Genomic DNA, 21,334 nt, shown 5'->3' with positions numbered 1-21,334 from the left:
GAGTGCGAGATTACCGCCGGCAGTCACCCGAGTCGCGAAAACTGTCGACCGACGTGATAGTCAATACGCCGTTGTGGCGGCGGCGAACGCGACCCTCCCGCGGTGTCCGCGAGTCGATGAGAGCCAGACAGAACTTGCAAGCACCGGACTGTTCCGCCGATCTGACGTATGTCGTCCCTATGGCACTTACTGGACCAATCGCGTCAGCCGTCGTTTTCGTCGTGAGCCTGCTGATCGGTGCACTCGGCATCTACGCCGGGGCTCGAGTCATCGTCGGGAGAGGGGACTACGACCACGCCATCGTCACCGCCTTGATCGGGGCGATCGTCTGGGCGATCGTCGGCTTCGTCGTCGGCTGGATTCCCCTTGTCGGCCCGCTACTGGCCCTGATCGCCTACATCGGCGTCATCAACTGGCGATATCCCGGCGACTGGACTGCCGCGGCGATGATCGGGCTCGTCGCCTGGGTCACCGTCCTGATCGCGCTCTATGTCCTCGCCGTCCTCGGCGTTACCGGCTTCGAGGCGGTCGGTGTGCCGGGCGTCTGATCGGCGCTGATTCACGAGGCGAGACGGCTGCGGCGGTACTAGCGCGTTGTCGGCCACTCCCGTGCGACCCGCCGGTAGGTCTCGAGACAGCGCTCGAGTACCTCGATGGAGACGCTCTCGTCGTCGGTGTGGGCCTCGCCGGGTTCGGACGGCCCGTAGATCACGCACTCGGTACCGGCCTGTGAGAGCCAGCCTGCGTCGGTCGCGTGAGGTTTCGTCACGAGTTCGGGATCGGCGGTCTGGGCGGCGGTTGCGGCCTCGAGCACCGCGTCGGCGAACGCGTCGTCATCACACCGCATCGGCGGCAAGTCTTGATCGACCATCCACTCGATCCCCTCGAGGTCGGCGACCGACTCGAGGGCGGCGCGTTCGCCCGGTACCGTCCGTTCATCGACGGTGAACTCGCAGCGAGCGGGCACGACGTTCATCGCCGACCCGCCTTCGATTTCCGTGACCGTGAGCCGGCCCTCGAGGGTTTCGCCGGTCACGCCGACCGACGGGGGCTCGAGGTCGCGAACGCGGTCGACGGCCGCGGTGGCGCGGTAGATGGCGTTCTCGCCGGCGTCGGCCTCGCTGGCGTGGGCGGCGGTTCCGCGGGCGGTGATCGTACTCCCCCGGCGGCCCTTGTGGGCGACGGCGACGTCGGTAACGTCCGGTCCCGAGTAGTTCGTCGAGCCCTCTCCGACGACGGCGTAGTCGGGGGCGAACCCCCGCTCGATTGCGTACTGCGCGCCGACGCCGCCGACCTCTTCGCCGACGAAACTCGCGAAAACGAGTTCCCCCGCGGGATCGGCCTCGCGGAAGGCGAGCAAGGCGGCCGCGAGCGCGCCCTTCATGTCCGCCGTTCCGCGGCCGTAGAGCCGGCCATCCCGCTCGTCGACGACGTACTCGGTCGCCTCGGTGTCGTCGCTTCCGTCGGCCACCTGCGATGGGGCCGGTTCGACGACGTCGTGATGGCCGACCAGTGCGAGCGTCTCGGCTCCCGTGCCTTTCCGGGCGATCACGTTTCCGGCGTCGTCTCGCGTCACGTCGGCATCGGTCTCGCGACGGAGCCACCCCTCGAGAAAATCGCCGGCGACGGCCGCGTCGTCGTGGCTCGGGATCGAAACGAGATCGCGCGTCAGCTCGACGAGCGTCGAAGTCATAGACGGGGTATCGACGGCTGTGGTGTTCAGTGCAGCGAAACCCGTGACCGGTGGGTCCGTCGCGATCAGTCGAGTTGTTCGTAGACCGGGACGGTTTCGTCGGTACCGTCCTCGGTCAAGCGCGCGACCGACTCCCGGACCTCGCGGAGGCTGGCCGTCTGCTGTTGGCTGGCCGCCGCGGCCGACTCCGCCGCGCTCGCGACCGTGTCGGCCGACTCCGAGAGGTCGTCGAGCGTCTGTGCGGTCACCTCGACACCGCGGGCCTGCTGGTCGGCTGCCGCCGCCATGTCCTCCATCCCCGAAGCGGTCTCGCGGGCCGACTCGTGGATCTCCTCGAGCGAGTCGACGGTCTCACGGACCCGGTTCGTGCCGGCGTCGACGCGAGCGACCGTCTCCTCGGTCGTTTCGACGGTGGCCGCGGCGTCCTCCCGGACGGCCTCGACGGTGGCTTCGATCTCGGCGAGGTCCGATTTCGTCTGCTCGGCGAACGAGCGGACTTCGCTCGCGATGACGCCCATGGTCTCACCGCCGTCGGCGTCCGATCTGGTCGACTCGATCTTCGCGTTCGCGGCCAGTACCGTCGTCCGCTCGGCGAGATCGTCGAGGCGGTCGACGATTTCGTCGATCTCGTCCGTTCGTTCGGCCAGCGCGTCGGCGGCATCGGCCACGCGATCCGTCGCGTTCTCGATCGCCTCGAGTTCGTCCAACGCGTCGTCGGCCGCGTCGACGCCCTCGGCGGCGAGTCGCTCGGTTCGATCGCTCTCTTCGCTGACCTCATCGGCAACGCTCGCGACCTCCTGGACGGCGGCGCTCACGTCGTTGAGTTCGCTTGCAGCCCGCGTGATGCCGGTCGCCTGTGACTCGGTGTGCTCGCTGATCGCCTCCGCGCGCTTCGCGACGACCTCGCTCGACTCGTGGAGTTCCGCGATCGGCCCCTGCACGTCGTTTTCGACCTCTTGGGCGAGTCGTTTGCGGCGTTCGATCGACTCCTCGAGTCGCTGTGCGTAGGAGTCGACGTACGTGTCGGTCGCGACCTGCATGTCGAGATTGATGATCCGCAACAGCGAGAGGACGTCCATCATCCCGTCGTCGATGGCCTCTCTGACCGCCGTTTCGAACGAGTCCTCGAGGCCGTCGTCGGCTTCTTCGGTGCCGCCGCCGAGTCCCAGCGCGCCGACGACGCGCCCGAGGCCGCCGTCGTCGGCCTCGCGTTCTGCGGCCCACTCCTCGACGGCGTCGATGACCTGTTGCTGGACCCGATCGTTCAGTCGGGACAGGATCAGGTCGTAGTAGACACCGTACTGCCCTACGTACTGTTTCAGGGGCATATCCAGTATCTCGTGGAGTTTCCCGATCCGCGCCCGGTTCTTGAAGAACTCCCGGTCGTACTCTCCCGAGGCCAGCGAGACGAGATACGCCTGCTGGGTTCGCTTGAGGGCGTCGACGTCTTTCGGCGACCGGTCGACGATCGCTCGCGTCTGCTCGTAGTGCAACACGTTCTCGTAGAAGTCGTCGGCGATCGCCTCGGCGTTGTCTTGGACCATGGGCTCGAGGGACGACAGCCGCTGTTCGTCCTCCTCGTCGAAGCCGATGAACTCTTTTCGCCACGCGATTTCGTCCTCGTCGAGCCCGATGCGATCGACGAGGTCGTCGACGTCGAGAAACCCGTTGAGTCCCCCGCGCCCGAACGTCTCCTGCGGTTGCATGCGGGAAACGTGTTCGGGTAGTCCGTTAAGTTTCCGTGAGTGTTCCCATTGAACAGGAACACGAGACCCACATACAGTAAATGACGTGTGCGGGCTGGAACCGATTCCCGTGGATTTGCTGTGAACACCCTTATAGGCGTACGTGAACCAGTTTACGTATGAACGTCGTGCCGGATACGAGCGTGGTCATCGACGGCCGCGTCTCGGCGACTATCGAAGACGGGCAGTTCGAGGGAGCGACGATCTGCGTGCCCGAAGCGGTCGTCGCGGAACTCGAGGCGCAGGCCAACGACGGGATCGACAGCGGCTGGGACGGCTTGGAGGAACTCCAGCGGCTGGCCGACCTCGCCGATGATGGAGTCATCGAACTCCGGTACGTCGGCGAGCGGCCCAACGCCATCGAGCGCGGCCACGCCTCCGAGGGCGAGATCGACGCCTTGATCCGCGACCTCGCGGAGGACCTCGACGCGACTTTCGTCACCAGCGACGTCGTCCAGGCCGAGGTCGCACAGGCGAAGGGCCTCGATGTCGAGCACGTCTCCCCGGAGGTCCGCGAGATCGGAACTCTGGCCGTCGAGGAGTTCTTCGACGACCAGACGATGAGCGTCCACCTCAAAACCGACGCCGTGCCGAAGGCCAAACGCGGCGAACTCGGCGACATGCGCTACGAGACGATCGCCGACGAACCGCTCGACGAGGCGACGATGGACGAGTACGCCCGCGAGGTCGTCGACGGCGCGAAGGAGGCCCCCGACGGCTTCATCGAACTCTCCGAGCCCGGCATGAACATCGTCCAGTTCCGGGACTACCGGATCGCGATCGGTCGGCCGCCGTTCTCCGACGGCATCGAGATCACGGCCGTCCGGCCGATCGCCCAGACCGACATCGAGGACTACGAGCACGCCGACGAGCTGAAAGAACGCCTGCTCGAGCGCCAGCGCGGCGTCCTCATCTCGGGTGCGCCGGGAGCCGGGAAGTCGACGTTCGCACAGGCGGTCGCCCGCTATATCTCCGATCACGACAACTCGGTCAAGACGATGGAGAAACCGCGGGACCTGCAGGTCGGCCCCGACATCACCCAGTACACGGAACTGGGTGGCGAGATGGCAAAGACCGCGGACGCCCTGCTGATGGTCCGGCCGGACTACACGATCTACGACGAGGTCCGCAAGACCGACGACTTCGAGGTCTTCGCGGACATGCGCCTGGCCGGCGTCGGTATGATCGGCGTCGTCCACGCGACGCGGCCGATCGACGCGCTCCAGCGGCTCGTCGGGCGGGTCGAACTCGGGATGATTCCCCAGGTCGTCGACACCGTCGTCTACATCGAGGCCGGCGAGGTCAACACGGTCTATGACGTGAAAACGGAGGTCAAGGTCCCCGCGGGCCTCACCGAAGAGGACCTCGCACGTCCGGTCATTCAGGTCACGAACTTCCAGACCGACGAGCCAGAATACGAGATCTACACGTTCAACCGACAGGTCGTCACCGTCCCGCTGAACGACGAGGACGGCGGCCCCGGCAACGAGTCTGGCGTCGACCGCATCGCCAAACAGGAGATCGAACGGGAGATCCGCTCGATCGCGCAGGGCTACGTCGACGTCGAACTCAAGAGCCAGGACAAGGCTGTCGTCTATGTCGAAGAGAACGACATCTCGACGGTCATCGGCAAGGGCGGCGGTCGCATCACCGACGTCGAGAACCGGCTGGGGATCGATATCGACGTCCGGACCCACGACGAGAACCCCAACTACGGCGCGGGCGGCGGTTCCGGCGGTGCCAGCGCGAACGGCGGCGGCAGCGGCGGCGGTTCACAGCCCGGCCAGATGGTCCAGCCCGAGATCACCTCGCGACACATCGTCATCCCCGTCGATGGCAACCACGGCGAGACGGTCGAAGTGCAGGCCGCCGGCGAGTACCTCTTCACCGCGACGGTGAGCCGCGGCGGCGAAATTCAGGTCTCTCGCGGGAGCGCGATCGCCGAGGAACTCGAGCGAGCGATCGACCGGAAAGACCCGGTGACGATCGTGCCGTCGTAGGCAGTCGACCTGCGAGCGATGTGCGGTTCGGAGCGAACGCGGTGGACGAGAAACTTTTCTGAGTCGGGTTTTCGAGGGGCGACGAGAGCGATGTGCGAACGAATGGTCGAAGCGGAATGTGCGTGGGAGTGGCGGGACTCGAGTCTCGCGCGCGCCGAATCGCAGCGGTCCTCGAGCGGGCCGCTGCGCGCGCGAGGAAATCGGTCCGGCGAAGCGGCAGGCGAACTGAACGGCCTGTCGTATCCGTACAGAAACAGACGGGTTTCGAGCGGGTTCGATGGACGATCTGTCGGAAATAACAGCGACACCCGACCGCATGCGTGTGAACTACTACCAAAATTACAACGTGAACAAGCAATAGCTTCATATACAAGACAATCGTTTGGATGAATCGAGAACAACAGAGTGATTCCAACGTATGAGTGTAGATAGGAAGACGTTCGTCTACTCGAGTATCGAACGTGCGAACGGGCCGTTTCTCACGGACACCCGGTCGCTCGAGGCGCTTCGCGAACAAATCGTGGCCGATATCCAGACGCGGGTCGCCGACGCCGGAGCCGACGGCGTCGTCGTGGCGATGAGCGGCGGGATCGACTCGACGCTGACGGCGGCGCTGGCGGTCGACGCCCTCGGGAGCGACCGCGTGCTCGGGCTGGGACTGCCCAGTACCAAAACCGACGAGGCCCACGTCAGCGACGCCCGCACGATCGCTGAGGGAATGGGCATCGAGTTCGAGGAGGTTCAGTTGCGGCCGCTCCTCGAGGCCTTCGAAGGAACAGTTGCGAGCGCTCTCGAGCCGGACGCCGAGGACGGCACGCCGGACGAGCGGACCCACGAGATCGGGAACGTCACCGCGCGGCTGCGGATGGCCGTCGCCTACTACGCGGCGAATCGTCAGTCCCGGCTCGTCATCGGCACCGCGAATCGCTCGGAGCGACTGCTCGGCTATTTCACCAAGTACGGCGACGGTGCGGCCGACGCCTATCCGATCGGCGACTGCTACAAGACCGAGGTCCGAGCGCTTGCGAAACACATCGGGCTCCCCCGCCGGATCGTCAGCAAGGAGCCGACGGCGGGCTTTTGGGCCACACAGACCGACGCCGACGAACTCGGGGCGCGGTACGACGTCATCGATCCGCTGCTTTATCGACTCGTCGAAGAGGGATTGGCGCTCGAGGACGCCATCGGCGAACTGCGAATCGACCGCGAGACGGCCGCAGACATCGCGGCTCGCTATGCTGACACCGCACACAAACGGACGACGCCGCCGACGCCGGGAATCGCCGGCCGCGACGACGAACGGGTCGGCGATGGCACGGATTCGCTCGGATAATCGGATGGCTCGCAGTCGCGTCGGTCAGGATCGGAATCGCTCGCGGCACGGATCCGGCGGACTCACCGCTCGGCGTCGACGCTGTAGAGATCCGGATTGCGCCACCAGAACAGACCCCACGACAGGAGGAAGCCGCCGGCCATCGCGAGGACGTCCTGCAGAAAGCCGGTGAGACCGAAGCCGACGATGGCGACGAGCGTGATGGCCGAGCCAAGCGTCGCCCCCGCCACGACGAACAGCATATCGCCGACGATTCGGACCCGGGAGTGTGTCCAGTAGTGCTGTTTATCGGCGTCGTACCAGACGCCGACGTAGATCAACACCGGGGACATGGTCGCGATAACCGTAATCGATCGGTAGGCCTCGGGGAGCCCGCTCGGGAGCACGACGAGCCAGTTGAGCAGGTTCGCGATCAACGCCGCCAGAAACAGGCCGACCAGGAGCCAGCCCCACCGCGGCAGCCGCTGTTTGTCCATATCGAAACCCGATCACCGCTAGAAAATAGTCCTGGCGTTCTCGCCGTTATTCAGCGCAGCACGCGTCTTTCTTCGGGGACTCCTCGACGCCGTTCCCGTCGGCCGCGACCGGTTCCTCGAGCCGGTAGAGGCTCTGTCGGGCGTCGGCGAAATAGATATCCTCGTCGACGATCCCGATCTCTTCGAGGCGCTCGAGCGCGTATCGTACCGTTCGGGCCGAGAGCATCGATTCCTCGACGATCTGTTTCTGCGTTAGTGGCCCGTCGTACTCGAGAACCTTGAAGACGAGTTTCGCGCTCGGTGGCAAGTCTTCGATCGCCTCCCCGTCGGTCTCTGCCATATTACGAATCGAAAGGCCCCAGCAGTATAAAAGTTGAGCCTTACCGGATTCGAAATCGTACTAGATTGCGTGATGGTTTTGCCGGTAAAGTGAGCGCTGAGCCGACGAAAAGCCGAATCCGAGTTCCACGTACGATCCGTCGAAACCGGTCAAAAACGACGGGACTCACTACGAACAACCCCTTCGATCAGAATATAGTCAGGTGACTGTTACTGTCACCCTGCCCGACGGCTACGGGGCGATCACCCCTCGCCGATCATCCGATCCTCGTCGGCCCACTCGCGCTGGCGCAACTCGTACTTCTGAGTCTTGCCGGTCGCGGTCTTGGGCAGTTCTTTGACGTACTCGATTCGGCGCACGACCTTGTAGCTCGCGAGGTTCTCACGGGTGAACTCGGTCAATTCCTCCGCCGACACCGGCGGATCGGTCGGATCGCCGTTCGACGGCACGACGAACGCCTTCGGCGTCTCGCCCCACTCGTCGCTCGGCGCGGGAATCACCGCCGCGTCCGCGACCGCGTCGTGGTCGAACAGAGTGTCCTCGAGTTCGATGCTCGAGATGTTCTCGCCGCCGGAGATGATGATGTCTTTCTTGCGGTCGCGAATGGCGATCATGCCGTTGTCGTCGACGGTCGCGAGGTCGCCAGTGTGGTAGTAGCCCTCGACGCGGTCGTTGAAGGCCGCCTCGGTTTCCTCGGGCTTGTTCCAGTAGCGGTCCATGATCTGGTTGCCGCGGACGACGATCTCGCCGAGGGTCTGATCGTCGCGGGGAACGTCCTCGCCGTCCTCGTCGACGACGCGAACGTCGGTGCCCAGCACGCCCATCCCCTGCCGTTTCTTGATCTCGAAGCGGTTGTCGTCGGTCATGAGCCGCTTCGCGTCGGAGATGGTGATCAGCGGTCCCGTCTCGGTCGCGCCGTAGAGGTGTTTCAGGTACCAGCCAAAGCGGTCCTCGACGGCCCGGATCGTCGCCTCCGGCGGCGCGCTGCCGGCGGTCGTGACCCGGACCTGCTTGTCGCCCATCATCTCGGGTTCGCCCTCGCTCTCGTAGTAATCGATCAACTGGTTGAGCACCGCCGGCGCGGCACAGAGGAAGGAGACATCCTCCTCGCGGATCGACGAGACGACCTGGTCGGGGTTGACCCCGCGCGTACAGACGTGGGTGGCACCCATGCCGGTCACCGCGTAGATGTGGCCCCAGCCGTTGACGTGGAACATCGGCAGCGTCCACAGGTAGGTGTCGTCGTCGGTGATCTCGTGGTAGATCGACATCAGGTAGGCGTGGAGCGTCTCGGTCCGGTGGGTGCGACAGACGCCCTTCGGATCCCCCGTCGTCCCCGAGGTGTAGTTAATCGTGATGATCTCGTCTTCGGCCATCTCCGGCTGGTCGAACTCGGTGTCCGCCTCCTCGAGTACCGCGTCGAAGTCTTCCCATTCCCCCTCGACGGCGTTGGGATCGTTCGTCACGAACGTCTCCGTCGGCACCTCGTCGCGGATCGCCTCGATCTTCTCGGCGTACTCGTAATCGGCGAAGATCGCGTCGACGCCCGCGTCCGAGAGGATGTATTCGTAGTCGGCCGGCTCGAGCCGGTAGTTCAGCGGCGTGTGCACCGCGCCGATCTGCATCGCGCCGAAGGCCGCCTCGAGGTGGTAGTGGGTGTTCGGGTCGAGGACGGCGACGCGATCGCCCTTCTCGATGCCGCGGTCCTGCAACGCCGCGGCGAACCGGTCGGCCCGCTCGCCGAACTCGGCGTAGGTGAATCGGTCGCCGTCGGTCCCCACGATCGCTTCCTCCTCCCCGTAGTAGGCGCGTGCCTGCTCGAGGAAATCGGTGACAACGAGTGGCCGTTGCATACATCACGATTTTTGTTTATCACTATTATACCTATGTGATCCGCGGCTGGGAGACACCGGAGGAGACGAGAGTCGAGTTCAGTGGCCATGAGGACACAGCTATCGGCGAGGAAAGATCGTCTCGCTGCTTGACGGACCCGACTCCGATCCGTCCCGCAAAAACCCGCATCCAGCCACACCGTTTAGCACACGTCGCTCCGACGACGCTACAGTTGTTCCCAGACGTCCTCGTCGTCTTCGAACCCGTCCGGATCGTCGGGGGACGCGAACTCGTCTGCCGGGTCGAGTTCCGCGATCTCCTCGACGGACATCTCCCGATCGCCGTCGATGACGGCCGGCTGTTGCTCTAAGTCCATCTCCGGCCACGCGGTCTCCTCCCAGAGCCCGCGGTCGCTGTAGTAGTAGACGACGCCGTCGTTGACGACCGCGAACAGCCCCCGCTGGGTGTCGTGGACGACGCGCTCGTTGGTGTCGATCGCGACGTCGACCACGTCCTCGAGCGTATCGAGCGAGACGTGGTAGTCGCCGATCCACATCGGGATCGATCCCCGCGAGATCCACTCGGCGTACCGCTGTTCGTGGACCGCGCGGCGGGCGGCCTCGAGATCCGTCGGCGACCGGCGGGCGACGAGTATCCCGCCGGCAAGCGAAAGCGTGCCGAGCACCGAGAGCCCGCCGATGAGCGCCGGGCTTCGGGACTCAGTCGTCCGTACCGTGCCGCTCCGATGGCTGTGAGAGCCCGAATCCGACAGCGACCCGCCCAGCCAGTAGGCGTCGTCCGTGATCACCACCGGCGTCGCGGTCGTGAACGTGCCCCGATGATTCCCCGTGTCGTACTCGACGCGGAGCTCCATCGTGAGTTCGACCGAACCGATACCGCCGATTTCGCGCTCGAGTTGGCGCTGTCGCTGCTGGTAGGCCGCCATATCGATCGTCGTCTCCGAGGTCGCGACACCGTCTTCGACCGACGGCGAGTCGCGGAGCACTTGTCGGGACTCGTTCCAGAAGGTCTCGCCGTCGCGGACCGCCTCGAACCGAATCCGCAGTTCGTGGGTCACGTCCCCGTCCTCGATCGGGACGCCGCCGGTTTCGTTTCGCAGCGTCGTCTCCGGTTCGACAGTGAGTTCTGGCGAGGCGTTCAGCACGTAGACCGAACTGTCGGTGAGCCGGTCGCCTTCGGTCCAGAGCGTGCCGTTCTGGGTGACGTACGCGCTCGTCCCCGCCTCGGACGCGACGCGCTCCTCGTCGAACTGCGGCGTGGTCGTCGTCTCCGGGTTCGCGACGGCCCATCCGGTCGCGGCGATCGCGAGGACGCCGATAACGACCAGCGCGATGGCGATCGCCCGCCCCTGCTTGACGAGCAGCAACTCGAGGCGCGGATTGTCGATCATCCGTCGTCCTCCGTGAGCCGGCCGCTCCCGCCGACCGCGCCCCCTGGCCGAACCGTTCGTTTCCGAACTGGTCGGACATCGGGACAATGCATGTGTAAGTGAAAGAAATAGACTCCTATAAGGGTAGTGGCTCGAGCGGCTACTCTCGGTCCCGGAGCCACTTTCGGAGTTTCCGCTCGAGGCGGGTCGAGAGCGGGGCGTTCCCGCCGCTCGAGCGGTACCGGATGTCGCCGCTGCCGAAGAGCACGAGCACGATGGCGACGGCGATTCCGACGATGATGCCGTTGACCGCCGCGATGGCCGCAAGCGGATGCAGGGAATGCAGCCAGCTCAGCACGGACGGCGGCAACACGGCGAGATACCGGTACTCCCCGAGATGGCGCGTGTACTCGCCGGTCTCCTCGGGGGCCGACAGCGTCACCGTCGTCTCTCCGCTGTCACGGATCCCGATCGTCTGCCGCGAGGGATCGGCGCTGATCCCCCCGCTCTCCGCCTCGTGGACGACCACCACCGGGAGGTAGCCCGCGTTGTCGACGGTGCGAGAGAGTTCCGTCGTCGCGCCCGGCGCGACGATCTGCGGATCGTCGTCGGGGTTCTCGGTACTGATGAGTTCGTACTCGGTGGTCCCCGACGGGACGACCATCGCCGCGGTCGCGAACGTGACGAAGACGAGTAAGACGAGTCCCAGCGCGGCCCAGAACGCGATCACGTTCTCCCGGGACCGCGAGCGACGTGTCTCCCGCCGGCCGGGCCCGAGCCGCTCGAGCAGCGTCCCGAAGCCGAGCATGGCGACGCCGACTGCGACGAGCATGGAGCCGAGGCCGTCCGAGGACGCAGTCGTCGTCAGGCCAAGTATCGGCGCGATCGTGCCGTAGGCCCGTTCGGCGAGCCCCTGGACGCCCATGATCGCGCTCCCGAGGTACGGAACGGTCACGACGTTGCCGTTTACCTGCAAGACCTCGGCGACGATCTGGCCCTCGGTGACGTGGGGTTCGCCGCCGTCCTGATCGGTAAACGGGTTCGCGTCGCCTTTCGTGACGTACCCCTCCTCGGTCTCGCCGACGACGCGGTGGGTCGTCAGCCCGCCGTCGTGGAGCTCTCTCGCCTGAAAGACGACCACATCGCCCTCCTCGACATCGCCCGCGGCGATGCTGGGAATCGCGACGAACCCGTCGCCGGCGTCCATCGTCGGCTCCATGCTACCGGTCGCGACGTAGCCCAGCAGGATCGGTTGCCCGAGGAGTTGGCCGACCAGTAGGAGGACGACGACCAGTGCGATCGCGAGCCCGGCCCCTCGCTTTGCGAGCCCGCCAGTCATCGAACGATGGCGAAGACGATCATAGTGTAGAGACTGTTCGTCCGTATTATATCTCTACGTCGGTATAAATCTCGCGAGAGCGACGGTGGGAGCGGACGATCGGCGGAGATTCGCGACGAGGACTACCGAACGAACGCCCACCGCCGGTTCGCAGCCATCGCGAGGAACAACAGCCCCGCCGTCGCCGGTGGCGCGATCGCCGCCGTCGTCGCCGCCGACAGTTCCCGGTTCCGAATCGAGAGCGTCGGCCGCTCGTCGACGGTCACCGTCCCCGCATCGACGCCGCTGACATCGATCTCGTACGTCCCCGCCTCGTCGAACTGCCGTTCGAAGACGACCGTTCGCTCGCCGTTCGCCGGAATCGTGACGGCCCGGCTATCGACGACGATGCCGTCGATCGCGACCTCGAGCGTGCGATCGACCGCCGTGTCGGTCGGGTTCCTGACCGTCGCTCGGATAGCGGTCGATTCGCCAGCCGTGAGTTCCCCGTCGTCGATCGTCGCGTCGACGATGTCGATCGGCGGCCCCTCGACAGTCACTGATTCGGTGCCGACGCCCGCGATGCCGACATCGTAGGTTCCGGGCCACTCCATCTGCCGCTCAAAACTGACTGTCCTCGTCTCTCCCGGCTCGAGGGTGATCGACTGCTGGTCGACGACGGTCCCGTCGACGGTCAGCCGCGGCGTTATCGCCTCGGTCTCGCCGAGATTTCGGTAGGTAGCGTTCACTGTGGTTGTTTCGCCGGTCTCGAGCGTCGTCGGCGAGACAGTGAGATTCGTCCCTTCGATCGTTGGCGAGACCGAGCCACTTGTACCCCCTGACTGATTCGGATCGGTCTCGGTCTCGGTATACTGTACCGTAATTGTGAACGTCTCTGTAGTCTCTTGTACCATCCGAGTGTCGACGGTCACGCCAACAGTCTCAGTGTCACCAGCGGTGAGGGCGAGCCGCGAGTCGTTCGTAATCGCAGCACCGTCAGCATAGAAGGTCACGCCTTCGATATCGTGATCGATCCATATGGCCTCAACGTCATCGACGTTTTCACCCACCTCGACTGTGAACACCTCGGCGAACGTCGTCTCTGCGTGGTCGTTTAGCGCCGCAAACTCGAGGACGAGTTCACCGTCCTCGAGGGTCGCGTAGCCGGCGTCGACCGGCTCCAGGACAACATCGTTACTCGTGGAATCCTCACCAAGTGTGAGCGCTACAGTCGGAGCTGCAAACGCAAAGAGAAAGCAGATTGTAGCAGCAGCAGATAGAATTTTGGGAGATAGCATTCAAATGTGCTTGGAACAGTCAGATACCTGTATTTCTCATTCGATTATGAATGTCAATTTCCAACGGCTACGAGCTATCAGCAACAATTACAATACTTCCATCATCACTAGGGTCAGATACAGAAGTGTCAACGGTGATCTTGACCTTCACAGAAGAATCAGTAGAGTTGCTTCCAGTAGCCGCAGCTAACGTATTACTATCACTAGGCACTGAGAAAGTAACATCCCCTACCCCACTCACACCGATTGTTTGTTCATTACTGGAGGACCCATCTATACTCTCAGCGAATCCAATCGTTATACTATCATCCGAACCCTGGTTAGTGATGGTGAGAACGTCATTTAGAACTGTTTTCGCGTTTTCATTGAACCCATCTCCTTCTTGATCTCCATATGAGCCAAGATCAATGACAAACTCACTGGTATTACTATCTCCGTCTTGAACATAATCGCTATTTCCACTAATGCCAAGGAAGGCGCTATCATCACCAGCAGTCGTCACACTGACGGTTCTTTCTGCCTCTACACTGCTAAACGCGCCCGTTCCGAGCGCTGCTCCGCCGCCTGCGACAATCGTACCCAATCCAACTAATACGTTGCGTCGATTCATTCTCATGGTTATTGTTTCCAGTCTACGCCCCAGCACGGCCTGTAGCGGGTACCGGAGCGCAGTTCCTACTCACATCCACAAACCCCTCCCCCTTTGTATTGAGTAACCGGAACCACAGAAAGACCGGCCATACGGTCGTTCAAGCCGGTCTTGAACGCCTGATTCCAAGTCTCAGGATGAACAAGTACCATGATATAATTGGCTCCAATACCGTGAACCGGTCGACTACTGTCCTCGAGGAGTCAATGTCGAAACGGCAACTGATGAGAATCGCTCTCTGTCCCTCGAGAACTGGGTGTCAATCGCAGTCGACAGCGCATCTGTTGAAGCCGAGTTCCACTGTGCCGCCCCGATTGGAAACCAAAAACGGACAACGCAGTTCTCACGTGCGCTATCGAAAACCAGAACGGCGATATCTCCATCGAACTCTAGCACGAGATTACGATCCAGTGTGAATAGGGATGGTAACGTGCGGTATCGGACTTGTTTCGGTCCCTCGGGTTCCCCTTTCGAAGTGGGCTTTCTTGTGAGATACGAGCGGACTTCCATCGTGCGAGAAGGAACGCAGTATAATTAATCGGTTTGGTAGCGATTACATCACTCACTGGCCGATTCAGTTTTGTCTCCGTAAATTCCCACCATAACCTTCGGAAATCGGTCTCGAACAAACGTTTCAGCCGGCAACAAGCGTTATATATCAACAGCACCGATAATCAACTGAATAGGGAGATGGCGACGACCAGCGAGAGCAAACCGAGTACGGCGGGGACGACAGGTCAGAACGATCAGTCGCGGGAAGGCGAAATTTTCGATCTGTTGAGCAACCAGCGCCGCCGCTACACCATACACTACTGCAAGCAAGAGGACAATCCAGTTACGCTGGGTGACCTCGCCGAACACGTCGCCGCTTGGGAACTCGACAAGGAGGTCGAAGCAATCACCTCTGCGGAACGAAAACGAGTGTACACCTCGTTACAGCAGACACATTTGCCCACACTTGAGCGTGCGGATATAATCAAGTTCGACGACCGGACAATCGAACTCACTGACGAGGCGGCCGAGTTAGATGTCTATCTCGACATCGTCCCCGGCAATTCGGTTTCTTGGGGCATCTACTACTTGGGGCTGACCGCCGTCGGCGCGGTCGTGATAGGTGGCTTGTGGCTTGAAGTGGTTCCGACAGAGACAGTGCCTGAGCTAGGGTGGACGACGCTAGTGTTTTCGCTATTTGCCGTCTCCGCGGCCATCCATGTGGTCCAGAATCGACGGATGCGACTCGGGGAGATGGAACGACCACCATGACGAACACATTCACAAAACTTGGGGTCGTGTTCGTGTTGCTCGGGACAGTAGCAGTGCTTGGACCGGCATTCGGGATAACGTCGCTGACCGCTGACAGAGCAGTACAGGTCAATGCAGCCGAAACGCCAGCAACCGCATATCTTGGGATTGACGAAATTGAGTCTAAGGATGACATTTATCGAGACTGTATTGATACACGTTCCGGGTCCTTTTGTTACCGATATCAGAACTCAGATATAATCACATTAGAGAACAACGCCGACACATCTTTCGATGATGTAACGGTCAAAGTCAAGTCAGTGGATGGAGCTGACAATTCAATTCTGAAGGTTGCAAATAACAATGATTTTTCAGGACTTGACTCAACCGATCAGCCGCAATCAGTCGAACTTGAATGTGGGCCTGGCAGCGGTTCAGCAGATGATACGGAAGTAACACTCGTGATAGATGGATCAGGGTCCACTATTTCGGTAAGAGAAGCAACTTACACAGCAGAAGGGATCTGGTTTGACTGTATGGATGATGGAAATAGTGGCGATGGGCCTGCGAGTGAGGACCCAATTCCGATCACGGACCCGACTATCGACCTCGAGCTCGTCGACGGATCGCCGGAAAGTCGATCTCCTGACGGGTTGGGAAGGCAGGTCGACAGTGAAGTACAGTTTGACATCACTAATGGGGGATCCGACGTGACGATAACGGGTATATCGATAAGCGAGGCCGGCGATGCCGATTACCTCGAAAAGACAGCTAGAGGCTGGGATCCAGACGGGGACGAGGTTCAGATAACAGGCGGAGGTAGTGACGGAAGTCTAAACCGTGATGGACGCCTCTTGGTCGGTCCAGAAGCCCAAAGATACGATTTGGATGAGCAGGCGACGATAGAATCTAGTGAGAATGCGACAGTTGAGCTGAAACGGTTCTACGAAGAGAGACAGTGGTCTTCCGAGCATGATATGAGCGGAAAAACAGTCACGCTTGTCCTGTATACTGATTTAGACCATCCAGATTATCAGGGCAAAACCCCGGTCGAGGTCACGTTTTCCCTTCCTGCATAAGATAACTGGATTGGAGTGAGTCACCGTTGCGCCTGTGAAATCGAACAGAAGAGATCGCGCAGTCAACCCTAAATGCGAACGCCTTTTCACGGCTGATAACAGAATTCACGGTATGTCGACCGAATCGATCAGCGACCGGCGAAAGCACATTCGCTCGGTCAGCGTGACGGCGTTGTCGGCGCTGCTGGGCGTCGGTGCGGCGCTGGCGTCTGCGACCTGGGTCGGCCTATCCGACGCGGCGGCCCAGAACACGCAGGCGCTCGCGTTCGTCCTCGGCGCGATCCTCGTCCAGTACGTCCTCATCAACGCCTCGGGGATCTACGGCGACGACGAGTTCGGGGCGAAACACTACCTGTTCATCGCGTTCATGACCTTCGCGCTCTGGTTCGTGACGTGGGGAATCCTGCTCACCGCGGAGGTCTCGGGCTAACATGGCCGACGACAGCATCGCCGTCGTAGACTTAGACCGGTGCCAGCCGGATCGGTGTAGCTACGAGTGCAAGAACTACTGTCCGCCGAATCGGACGGGCAAGGAGTGTATCCCCCTCCGCGGCGAGGAAGCCGCTGAGGGCCAGCCAGAGCAGATCCACATCTCCGAGGAGATCTGTCTGGGCGAAAGCTGTGGGATCTGCGTCGAGAAGTGTCCCTTCGACGCCATCGAGATCATCAACCTGCCCCAGGAACTTCAAGACGAGCCGGTCCACCGCTACGGCGAGAACGCCTTCTCGCTGTACGGGCTCCCCGCGCCACAGGAGGGCCAGGTCACCGGGATCCTCGGCCCGAACGGAATCGGGAAAACGACCGCCGTGCGCATCCTCGCGGGCGAACTCGAGCCGAACCTCGGCCGCCACGAGGAGTCGCCGGGCTGGGACGAGGTCCTCGAGGCCTACCGCGGGACCGAACTTCAAGATTACATCGCCGACGTGCGAGATGGCGACATCACCATCGCACAGAAGCCCCAGTACGTCGATCAGATTCCGAATCAGTTTGACGGGAATACCCGCCAACTGCTCGAGCGGACCGACGAGCGCGGCGCGTTGGACCACCTGGTCGAGCGGCTCTCAATCGGTCCCGTCATGGACCAGTCGATCGACGACCTCTCGGGCGGGGAGCTCCAGCGGGTCGCCATCGCGGCGACGCTGGCTCGAGACACGGACTTCTACTTCCTCGACGAGGTCACGCCGTATTTGGACATCGGCCAGCGCGTGACCGCGGCACGACTGATCCGCGAACTCGCCGAGGAGGAAGACAAGTCGGTCCTCGTCGTCGAACACGACCTCGCGATTCTGGACCTGCTCGCGGACACGCTTCACGTCGCCTACGGTGAGCCGGGTGCCTACGGTGTCATCACCTCGCCGAAATCGGTCCGCAACGGGATCAACGAGTACCTCTCGGGGTACCTCGACAACGAGAACATGCGGATCCGACCGAACCCGATCGAGTTCGAGGAACACGCCCCGCGAGCCGCGAGCCACGCCGACGCGCTCGTTGAGTACCCCGATCTCACCAAGAGCTACGGCGACGGCGAGTTCAGCCTCGAGATCGAGGGCGGGACGATCCGCGAGAACGAGGTGCTGGGGATCGTTGGGCCGAACGGGATCGGGAAGTCGACGTTCGCGAAGCTGCTGACCGGGAATCTCACGCCCGACGAAGGCGACGCCGATCTCGACCTCGATATTTCCTACAAACCGCAGTACGTCACCATCGACCAGCACATGCGGGTCGACGCCTTCCTCTCCTCGATCACCGACCAGTTCGGCTCCTCGTACTGGAACACCGAGATCGCCCAACCGCTCCAACTCGAGCGGATCATGGAGCAGAACCTCTCGGATCTCTCCGGCGGGGAGCGCCAGCGGGTCGCCATCGCGGCCTGTCTCTCCGATTCGGCGGATCTCTACCTGCTCGACGAGCCGTCGGCCCACCTCGACGTCGAACAGCGGGTTCAGGCCACGAAGGCGATTCGGCGCTACGCCGAACAGCAAGACGCCACCGTGCTGGTCATCGACCACGACATCTACATGATGGACCTGCTTGCCGACCGGCTGATGGTCTTCGACGGCGAACCCGCCGTGCAGGGTCGTGCCGGCCAGCCCCAGTCCATGCGCGACGGCATGAACGAGTTCCTCGCGAACTTGGACGTGACCTTCCGCCGGGACGAGCGCACCTCCCGGCCGCGTATCAACAAGCCCGAGTCGCAACTGGATCGCCAGCAGAAAAGCGACGGCGAGTACTACTACGCGCCGTAAGTCGCCGACTCGAGGCGCTTGAGACTTCCGAGGATCGGTATTTCCTCGGTATCGATTCGAAGCGAAAAACGGGATTCAGCTAATCAGTCGTTGACAGCTCCCACAGAGGTTCTCTTCCTTGATATCGACTTCGCGAACGGTCGGCGAGAAGTTCATGACACAGCGGTTGTTATCGCAGTGCTCGAGGCCGTAGGTGTGGCCGATCTCGTGGACGATCTCCTTGCGGACGCGGTCCTCGAAGATGTCGGCGGCGCTTTGGTTCGAGAAGCCGCCGTCGCTCGAGGTCTGGAGCCGGTAGGTCGAGACGACGCTGCCGCTGCCGTCGAGATAGGCGAGCCCGAAGACGTAGTTGCGGCGGCGATAGAAGAGGTCGTGGGGGGTGATGGCGATGTTTTTCTGCCCGCGGCCGACCCGCTCGGCGAGCTGGATGAACGTCTCCGCTGAGTATTGGTTTCGATCGGAGTCGTAAGCTCCGTTGGGGACCGACTGCGAGTCGTTGATCGACACGTCGCAGTCGTAGACCGATCGCAACGCGGTAGAGGCCGCCCGCTTGACCGCTGCGGGGACGTTGCCGACCGGCACGATATCGACGAGCATGGCAAGGGCTATGGCCGCGGACGGCATAAACGTCCCGCCGTGGCCCACTCTCGCCGGAATCTCGAGACACTCCGTCAGTACCTCACCGAGTACGACCGAGCGGTCGAAATCGGGATCGGCCGACGGACCGAACTGGCTCGAGCGCTCGTAAAACGGGGCGTTTCCGTCACCGCGACGGACGTCCACGAGCGCGACGTGCCGGAGGACGTCCACTTCGTCCGCGACGATATCGTCGATCCCGACCCGTCGGTCTACGCCGACGCGGACGCGGTGTACGCACGGAACCTCCCGCCGGAACTTCACCGCCCGGCGCTCGAGGCGGCGCGGGAAGCCGACGCTGACTTTCTGTTTACGACACTGGGCGGTGATCAGCCGGCGGTGCCGGTCGAACGGGTGACGATCGACTCGGGGACGCTGTACGTGGCTCGCACGCTTTCGGAGTGAGTCATCGAGGTTCGCCAAGACGGTCTCACCGAGAGCTGCCGAGACGGTCGCGCGAATGAATTATCTTCTTTCGAATCATTCCAGCGGACGTGAACGCCGAGCTACTCGCGTCTCCCATCGGGCTCGTGGCTGCCGTCATCGCGCTCACCGTGGTACTCGTCGGCATCAGCACGCTCTTCTGGGGGCTGTTCCGTCTCTTTACCGTCCCCGGCGTCGTCGTCCACGAGTTCGCCCACAAGCAGGCCTGCGATCTCGTGGGCGTTCCCGTCCTCGAGGTCGCGTACTTCCGGTTCGGGGACCCGCCGGGGTACGTCCGTCACGGCCAGCCCGAGCGGTACCGGGAGTCATTCGTCGTCAGCGTCGCGCCGTTTCTGGGCAACACCCTCGTCGCGTTCGCCGCTTTCCTCGGCCTCGCCGCCCTCCTCGAGACGACCGGCGAACTGCGGACGGCGTCTCTCACGACGGTCGCGACGGCGCTCGCGCTCGGCTGGTTCGGCCTCTCGATCGGCATGCATGCGTTTCCGAGCACCGGCGACGCGAACGCGCTCTGGGATCGGTCGCGAGCGGAGTGGCGGCAGTCGCCCCGCGTGTTGCTCGGCGTTCCGTTCGTCGTCGTGATCTACGTCGCGAACCTGCTGTCGTGGCTGTGGGCGGACCTCCTCTACGCGATCGGCCTGTTCGTTCTGGCGGCGTGGGTCGTGGGGATCGGCCCGGTCTGAAATCGGGGCTCTTTATCCCCGCGGCCCCGTTCGAGCGGGTATGAACGCAGACGCCGTCATCCTCGATATCGACGGGGTGCTCGTCGACGTCGCCGACTCCTACCGACGGGCGATCGTCGAGTCCGTCGAGACGGTCTACGATCGGACGATCCGCAAGGACGACATTCAGGAGTTCAAAGACGCGGGCGGGTTCAACAACGACTGGGAACTGACCCACGCCGCCGCCCTCTACATTCTCGCGACCGAGGAGGGTTACGGCGAGTCACTGTCGGCCTTTACCGACGCAATCGCCGCGAACGGCGGCGGCCTCGAGGCGGCCGAAACCGTCGTCCGCGAGGCGATCGGCGCGCGGGCGACCCAGCGCGTGACCGGCCGCTGGGACCGCGAGCGGCTCCGCGACGTCTTCCAGCAACTGTACCTCGGCGACGAACTCTACCGCGGGCTCGAGGGCGGCGAGCCCGACCTCGAGCGCGAGACGATCGGCTTCATCCACGACGAGCCGGTGTTGCTCGAGCCCGAGGCTCGGGACCGACTGCTCGAGGGCTACGACGTGGGCGTCCTGACCGGCCGCCCGGCGGCCGAGGCCGAGATCGCCCTCGACCGGGTGGGCCTCGACGACGCGATCCCGCTCGAGCATCGGTTCACGATGGACGACTGGGAGGAGGGGAAACCACACCCGCGCGCGCTGACGACGCTCGCGGAGCGCTTCGACGCCGAATCCGTCATCTTCGTCGGTGACACGTTAGACGATATTCGGACAGCGGTCAACGCCAGCGACGCCGACCCCGATCGAGAGTATCGGGGGATCGGCGTCCTGACCGGCGGACTGACCGGCGACGAGGGGCGGCAGAAATACGAGCGCGAGGGCGCGACGGCGGTCCTCGAGTCGATCAACGCGTTGCCCGACTGGCTCGACTCGTAGGGCGATCGGA

20 protein-coding genes are annotated in these 21,334 nt (G+C 63.0%); 10 read left to right on the top strand and 10 right to left on the bottom strand.

All coding sequences use genetic code 11. From position 1 onward, the window contains the following. Nucleotides 1-179 precede the first annotated feature (179 nt). Nucleotides 180-548, top strand: a complete 369-nt coding sequence (locus C489_RS06540; RefSeq protein WP_006430390.1) for a hypothetical protein — start codon at nt 180-182, stop codon at nt 546-548. A gap of 38 nt (nt 549-586) precedes the next feature. Here the strand turns inward: C489_RS06540 and C489_RS06535 are convergent, their stop codons facing one another. Together C489_RS06535 and C489_RS06530 are read right to left on the bottom strand one after the other, a co-directional pair. After that, nucleotides 587-1,693: a M20 family metallopeptidase gene (locus C489_RS06535; protein WP_006430389.1), complete on the bottom strand. Its 1,107-nt coding sequence runs from the start codon at nt 1,691-1,693 to the stop codon at nt 587-589. A 65-nt stretch (nt 1,694-1,758) separates the two neighbouring features. Beyond that, nucleotides 1,759-3,399 carry a globin-coupled sensor protein gene (locus C489_RS06530; RefSeq protein ID WP_006430388.1) on the bottom strand — a complete coding sequence of 547 codons (1,641 nt, stop codon included), beginning with the start codon at nt 3,397-3,399 and terminating at the stop codon, nt 1,759-1,761. Nucleotides 3,400-3,557: 158 nt separating this feature from the next. Between C489_RS06530 and C489_RS06525 the strand changes: the two genes are divergently transcribed. Together C489_RS06525 and C489_RS06520 are read left to right on the top strand one after the other, a co-directional pair. After that, a complete protein-coding gene (locus C489_RS06525) occupies nt 3,558-5,438 on the top strand; it encodes a PINc/VapC family ATPase (RefSeq protein WP_006430387.1) in 1,881 nt (626 codons plus the stop codon). A gap of 418 nt (nt 5,439-5,856) precedes the next feature. Then, nucleotides 5,857-6,771 (top strand): NAD+ synthase, encoded by a 915-nt coding sequence (locus C489_RS06520; RefSeq protein ID WP_006430386.1) that lies wholly within the window; start codon nt 5,857-5,859, stop codon nt 6,769-6,771. Between the two features lie 62 nt (nt 6,772-6,833). Here the strand turns inward: C489_RS06520 and C489_RS06515 are convergent, their stop codons facing one another. The 7 genes from C489_RS06515 to C489_RS20715 all read right to left on the bottom strand — a co-directional run bounded on the left by C489_RS06515 (nt 6,834) and on the right by C489_RS20715 (nt 14,036). After that, nucleotides 6,834-7,247 (bottom strand): hypothetical protein, encoded by a 414-nt coding sequence (locus tag C489_RS06515; RefSeq protein ID WP_006430385.1) that lies wholly within the window; start codon nt 7,245-7,247, stop codon nt 6,834-6,836. 46 nt (nt 7,248-7,293) lie between these two features. Continuing rightward, complete coding sequence (locus C489_RS06510) at nt 7,294-7,587, bottom strand: MarR family transcriptional regulator (RefSeq protein ID WP_006430384.1); 294 nt, start codon at nt 7,585-7,587, stop codon at nt 7,294-7,296. A gap of 242 nt (nt 7,588-7,829) precedes the next feature. Further along, a complete protein-coding gene (locus tag C489_RS06505; RefSeq protein WP_006430383.1) occupies nt 7,830-9,440 on the bottom strand; it encodes a long-chain-fatty-acid--CoA ligase in 1,611 nt (536 codons plus the stop codon). 206 nt (nt 9,441-9,646) lie between these two features. After that, nucleotides 9,647-10,831: a DUF5305 domain-containing protein gene (locus C489_RS06500; RefSeq protein WP_006430382.1), complete on the bottom strand. Its 1,185-nt coding sequence runs from the start codon at nt 10,829-10,831 to the stop codon at nt 9,647-9,649. Nucleotides 10,832-10,970: 139 nt separating this feature from the next. After that, the gene (locus C489_RS06495) at nt 10,971-12,149 is read right to left on the bottom strand and encodes a signal peptidase I (protein ID WP_006430381.1); all 1,179 of its coding nucleotides are present in this window, start codon (nt 12,147-12,149) and stop codon (nt 10,971-10,973) included. Nucleotides 12,150-12,271: 122 nt separating this feature from the next. Further along, nucleotides 12,272-13,426, bottom strand: a complete 1,155-nt coding sequence (locus tag C489_RS06490; RefSeq protein ID WP_006430380.1) for a CARDB domain-containing protein — start codon at nt 13,424-13,426, stop codon at nt 12,272-12,274. A 67-nt stretch (nt 13,427-13,493) separates the two neighbouring features. Then, complete coding sequence (locus C489_RS20715; protein ID WP_204366745.1) at nt 13,494-14,036, bottom strand: hypothetical protein; 543 nt, start codon at nt 14,034-14,036, stop codon at nt 13,494-13,496. A 729-nt stretch (nt 14,037-14,765) separates the two neighbouring features. On the opposite strand from C489_RS20715, the gene C489_RS06485 reads away from it, so the two are divergent. The 4 genes from C489_RS06485 (at nt 14,766) to C489_RS06475 (ending at nt 18,642) form a co-directional block, all read left to right on the top strand. Continuing rightward, entirely contained in the window at nt 14,766-15,338 is a 573-nt protein-coding gene (locus C489_RS06485) for a DUF7344 domain-containing protein (protein ID WP_006430379.1), read from the top strand. After that, a complete protein-coding gene (locus C489_RS21505; RefSeq protein ID WP_152423119.1) occupies nt 15,335-16,396 on the top strand; it encodes a hypothetical protein in 1,062 nt (353 codons plus the stop codon). Before C489_RS06485 ends, C489_RS21505 begins: the two co-directional genes overlap by 4 nt. Nucleotides 16,397-16,508: 112 nt before the next feature. Next, nucleotides 16,509-16,826, top strand: a complete 318-nt coding sequence (locus tag C489_RS06480; protein WP_006430377.1) for an EMC6-like membrane protein — start codon at nt 16,509-16,511, stop codon at nt 16,824-16,826. A gap of 1 nt (nt 16,827) precedes the next feature. After that, on the top strand, nt 16,828-18,642 hold the full coding sequence (locus C489_RS06475) for a ribosome biogenesis/translation initiation ATPase RLI (protein WP_006430376.1): 1,815 nt from the start codon (nt 16,828-16,830) through the stop codon (nt 18,640-18,642). Between the two features lie 75 nt (nt 18,643-18,717). Here the strand turns inward: C489_RS06475 and C489_RS06470 are convergent, their stop codons facing one another. After that, a complete protein-coding gene (locus tag C489_RS06470; RefSeq protein ID WP_006430375.1) occupies nt 18,718-19,239 on the bottom strand; it encodes an archaemetzincin family Zn-dependent metalloprotease in 522 nt (173 codons plus the stop codon). A gap of 39 nt (nt 19,240-19,278) precedes the next feature. Here C489_RS06470 and C489_RS06465 point away from each other — a divergent pair, with 39 nt between their 5' ends. The 3 genes from C489_RS06465 to C489_RS06455 all read left to right on the top strand — a co-directional run bounded on the left by C489_RS06465 (nt 19,279) and on the right by C489_RS06455 (nt 21,324). Beyond that, nucleotides 19,279-19,683: a UPF0146 family protein gene (locus tag C489_RS06465; RefSeq protein WP_006430374.1), complete on the top strand. Its 405-nt coding sequence runs from the start codon at nt 19,279-19,281 to the stop codon at nt 19,681-19,683. Between the two features lie 89 nt (nt 19,684-19,772). Next, the gene (locus C489_RS06460; RefSeq protein WP_006430373.1) at nt 19,773-20,402 is read left to right on the top strand and encodes a metalloprotease family protein; all 630 of its coding nucleotides are present in this window, start codon (nt 19,773-19,775) and stop codon (nt 20,400-20,402) included. A 40-nt stretch (nt 20,403-20,442) separates the two neighbouring features. After that, nucleotides 20,443-21,324 carry a TIGR01548 family HAD-type hydrolase gene (locus tag C489_RS06455; protein WP_006430372.1) on the top strand — a complete coding sequence of 294 codons (882 nt, stop codon included), beginning with the start codon at nt 20,443-20,445 and terminating at the stop codon, nt 21,322-21,324. Nucleotides 21,325-21,334 lie beyond the last annotated feature (10 nt).

The organism is Natrinema versiforme JCM 10478, assembly GCF_000337195.1.
Classification (GTDB): Archaea; Halobacteriota; Halobacteria; order Halobacteriales; family Natrialbaceae; genus Natrinema; species Natrinema versiforme.
The sequence above is the reverse complement of the archived record's forward strand: the minus strand, read 5'-3'. Positions and strand labels throughout refer to the sequence as shown.

What these genes read in the sequence shown, in the direction of transcription:
- C489_RS06535 (WP_006430389.1), bottom strand. Translation starts at nt 1,693, where the DNA reads ATGACTTCGACGCTCGTCGAGCTGACGCGCGATCTCGTTTCGATCCCG.
- C489_RS06495 (WP_006430381.1), bottom strand. Translation starts at nt 12,149, where the DNA reads ATGACTGGCGGGCTCGCAAAGCGAGGGGCCGGGCTCGCGATCGCACTG.
- C489_RS06540 (WP_006430390.1), top strand. Translation starts at nt 180, where the DNA reads ATGGCACTTACTGGACCAATCGCGTCAGCCGTCGTTTTCGTCGTGAGC.
- C489_RS06470 (WP_006430375.1), bottom strand. Translation starts at nt 19,239, where the DNA reads ATGCTCGTCGATATCGTGCCGGTCGGCAACGTCCCCGCAGCGGTCAAG.
- C489_RS06485 (WP_006430379.1), top strand. Translation starts at nt 14,766, where the DNA reads ATGGCGACGACCAGCGAGAGCAAACCGAGTACGGCGGGGACGACAGGT.
- C489_RS06490 (WP_006430380.1), bottom strand. Translation starts at nt 13,426, where the DNA reads ATGCTATCTCCCAAAATTCTATCTGCTGCTGCTACAATCTGCTTTCTC.
- C489_RS06520 (WP_006430386.1), top strand. Translation starts at nt 5,857, where the DNA reads ATGAGTGTAGATAGGAAGACGTTCGTCTACTCGAGTATCGAACGTGCG.
- C489_RS06530 (WP_006430388.1), bottom strand. Translation starts at nt 3,399, where the DNA reads ATGCAACCGCAGGAGACGTTCGGGCGCGGGGGACTCAACGGGTTTCTC.
- C489_RS21505 (WP_152423119.1), top strand. Translation starts at nt 15,335, where the DNA reads ATGACGAACACATTCACAAAACTTGGGGTCGTGTTCGTGTTGCTCGGG.
- C489_RS06475 (WP_006430376.1), top strand. Translation starts at nt 16,828, where the DNA reads ATGGCCGACGACAGCATCGCCGTCGTAGACTTAGACCGGTGCCAGCCG.
- C489_RS06515 (WP_006430385.1), bottom strand. Translation starts at nt 7,247, where the DNA reads ATGGACAAACAGCGGCTGCCGCGGTGGGGCTGGCTCCTGGTCGGCCTG.
- C489_RS06505 (WP_006430383.1), bottom strand. Translation starts at nt 9,440, where the DNA reads ATGCAACGGCCACTCGTTGTCACCGATTTCCTCGAGCAGGCACGCGCC.
- C489_RS06455 (WP_006430372.1), top strand. Translation starts at nt 20,443, where the DNA reads ATGAACGCAGACGCCGTCATCCTCGATATCGACGGGGTGCTCGTCGAC.
- C489_RS06500 (WP_006430382.1), bottom strand. Translation starts at nt 10,831, where the DNA reads ATGATCGACAATCCGCGCCTCGAGTTGCTGCTCGTCAAGCAGGGGCGG.
- C489_RS06510 (WP_006430384.1), bottom strand. Translation starts at nt 7,587, where the DNA reads ATGGCAGAGACCGACGGGGAGGCGATCGAAGACTTGCCACCGAGCGCG.
- C489_RS20715 (WP_204366745.1), bottom strand. Translation starts at nt 14,036, where the DNA reads ATGAATCGACGCAACGTATTAGTTGGATTGGGTACGATTGTCGCAGGC.
- C489_RS06480 (WP_006430377.1), top strand. Translation starts at nt 16,509, where the DNA reads ATGTCGACCGAATCGATCAGCGACCGGCGAAAGCACATTCGCTCGGTC.
- C489_RS06525 (WP_006430387.1), top strand. Translation starts at nt 3,558, where the DNA reads ATGAACGTCGTGCCGGATACGAGCGTGGTCATCGACGGCCGCGTCTCG.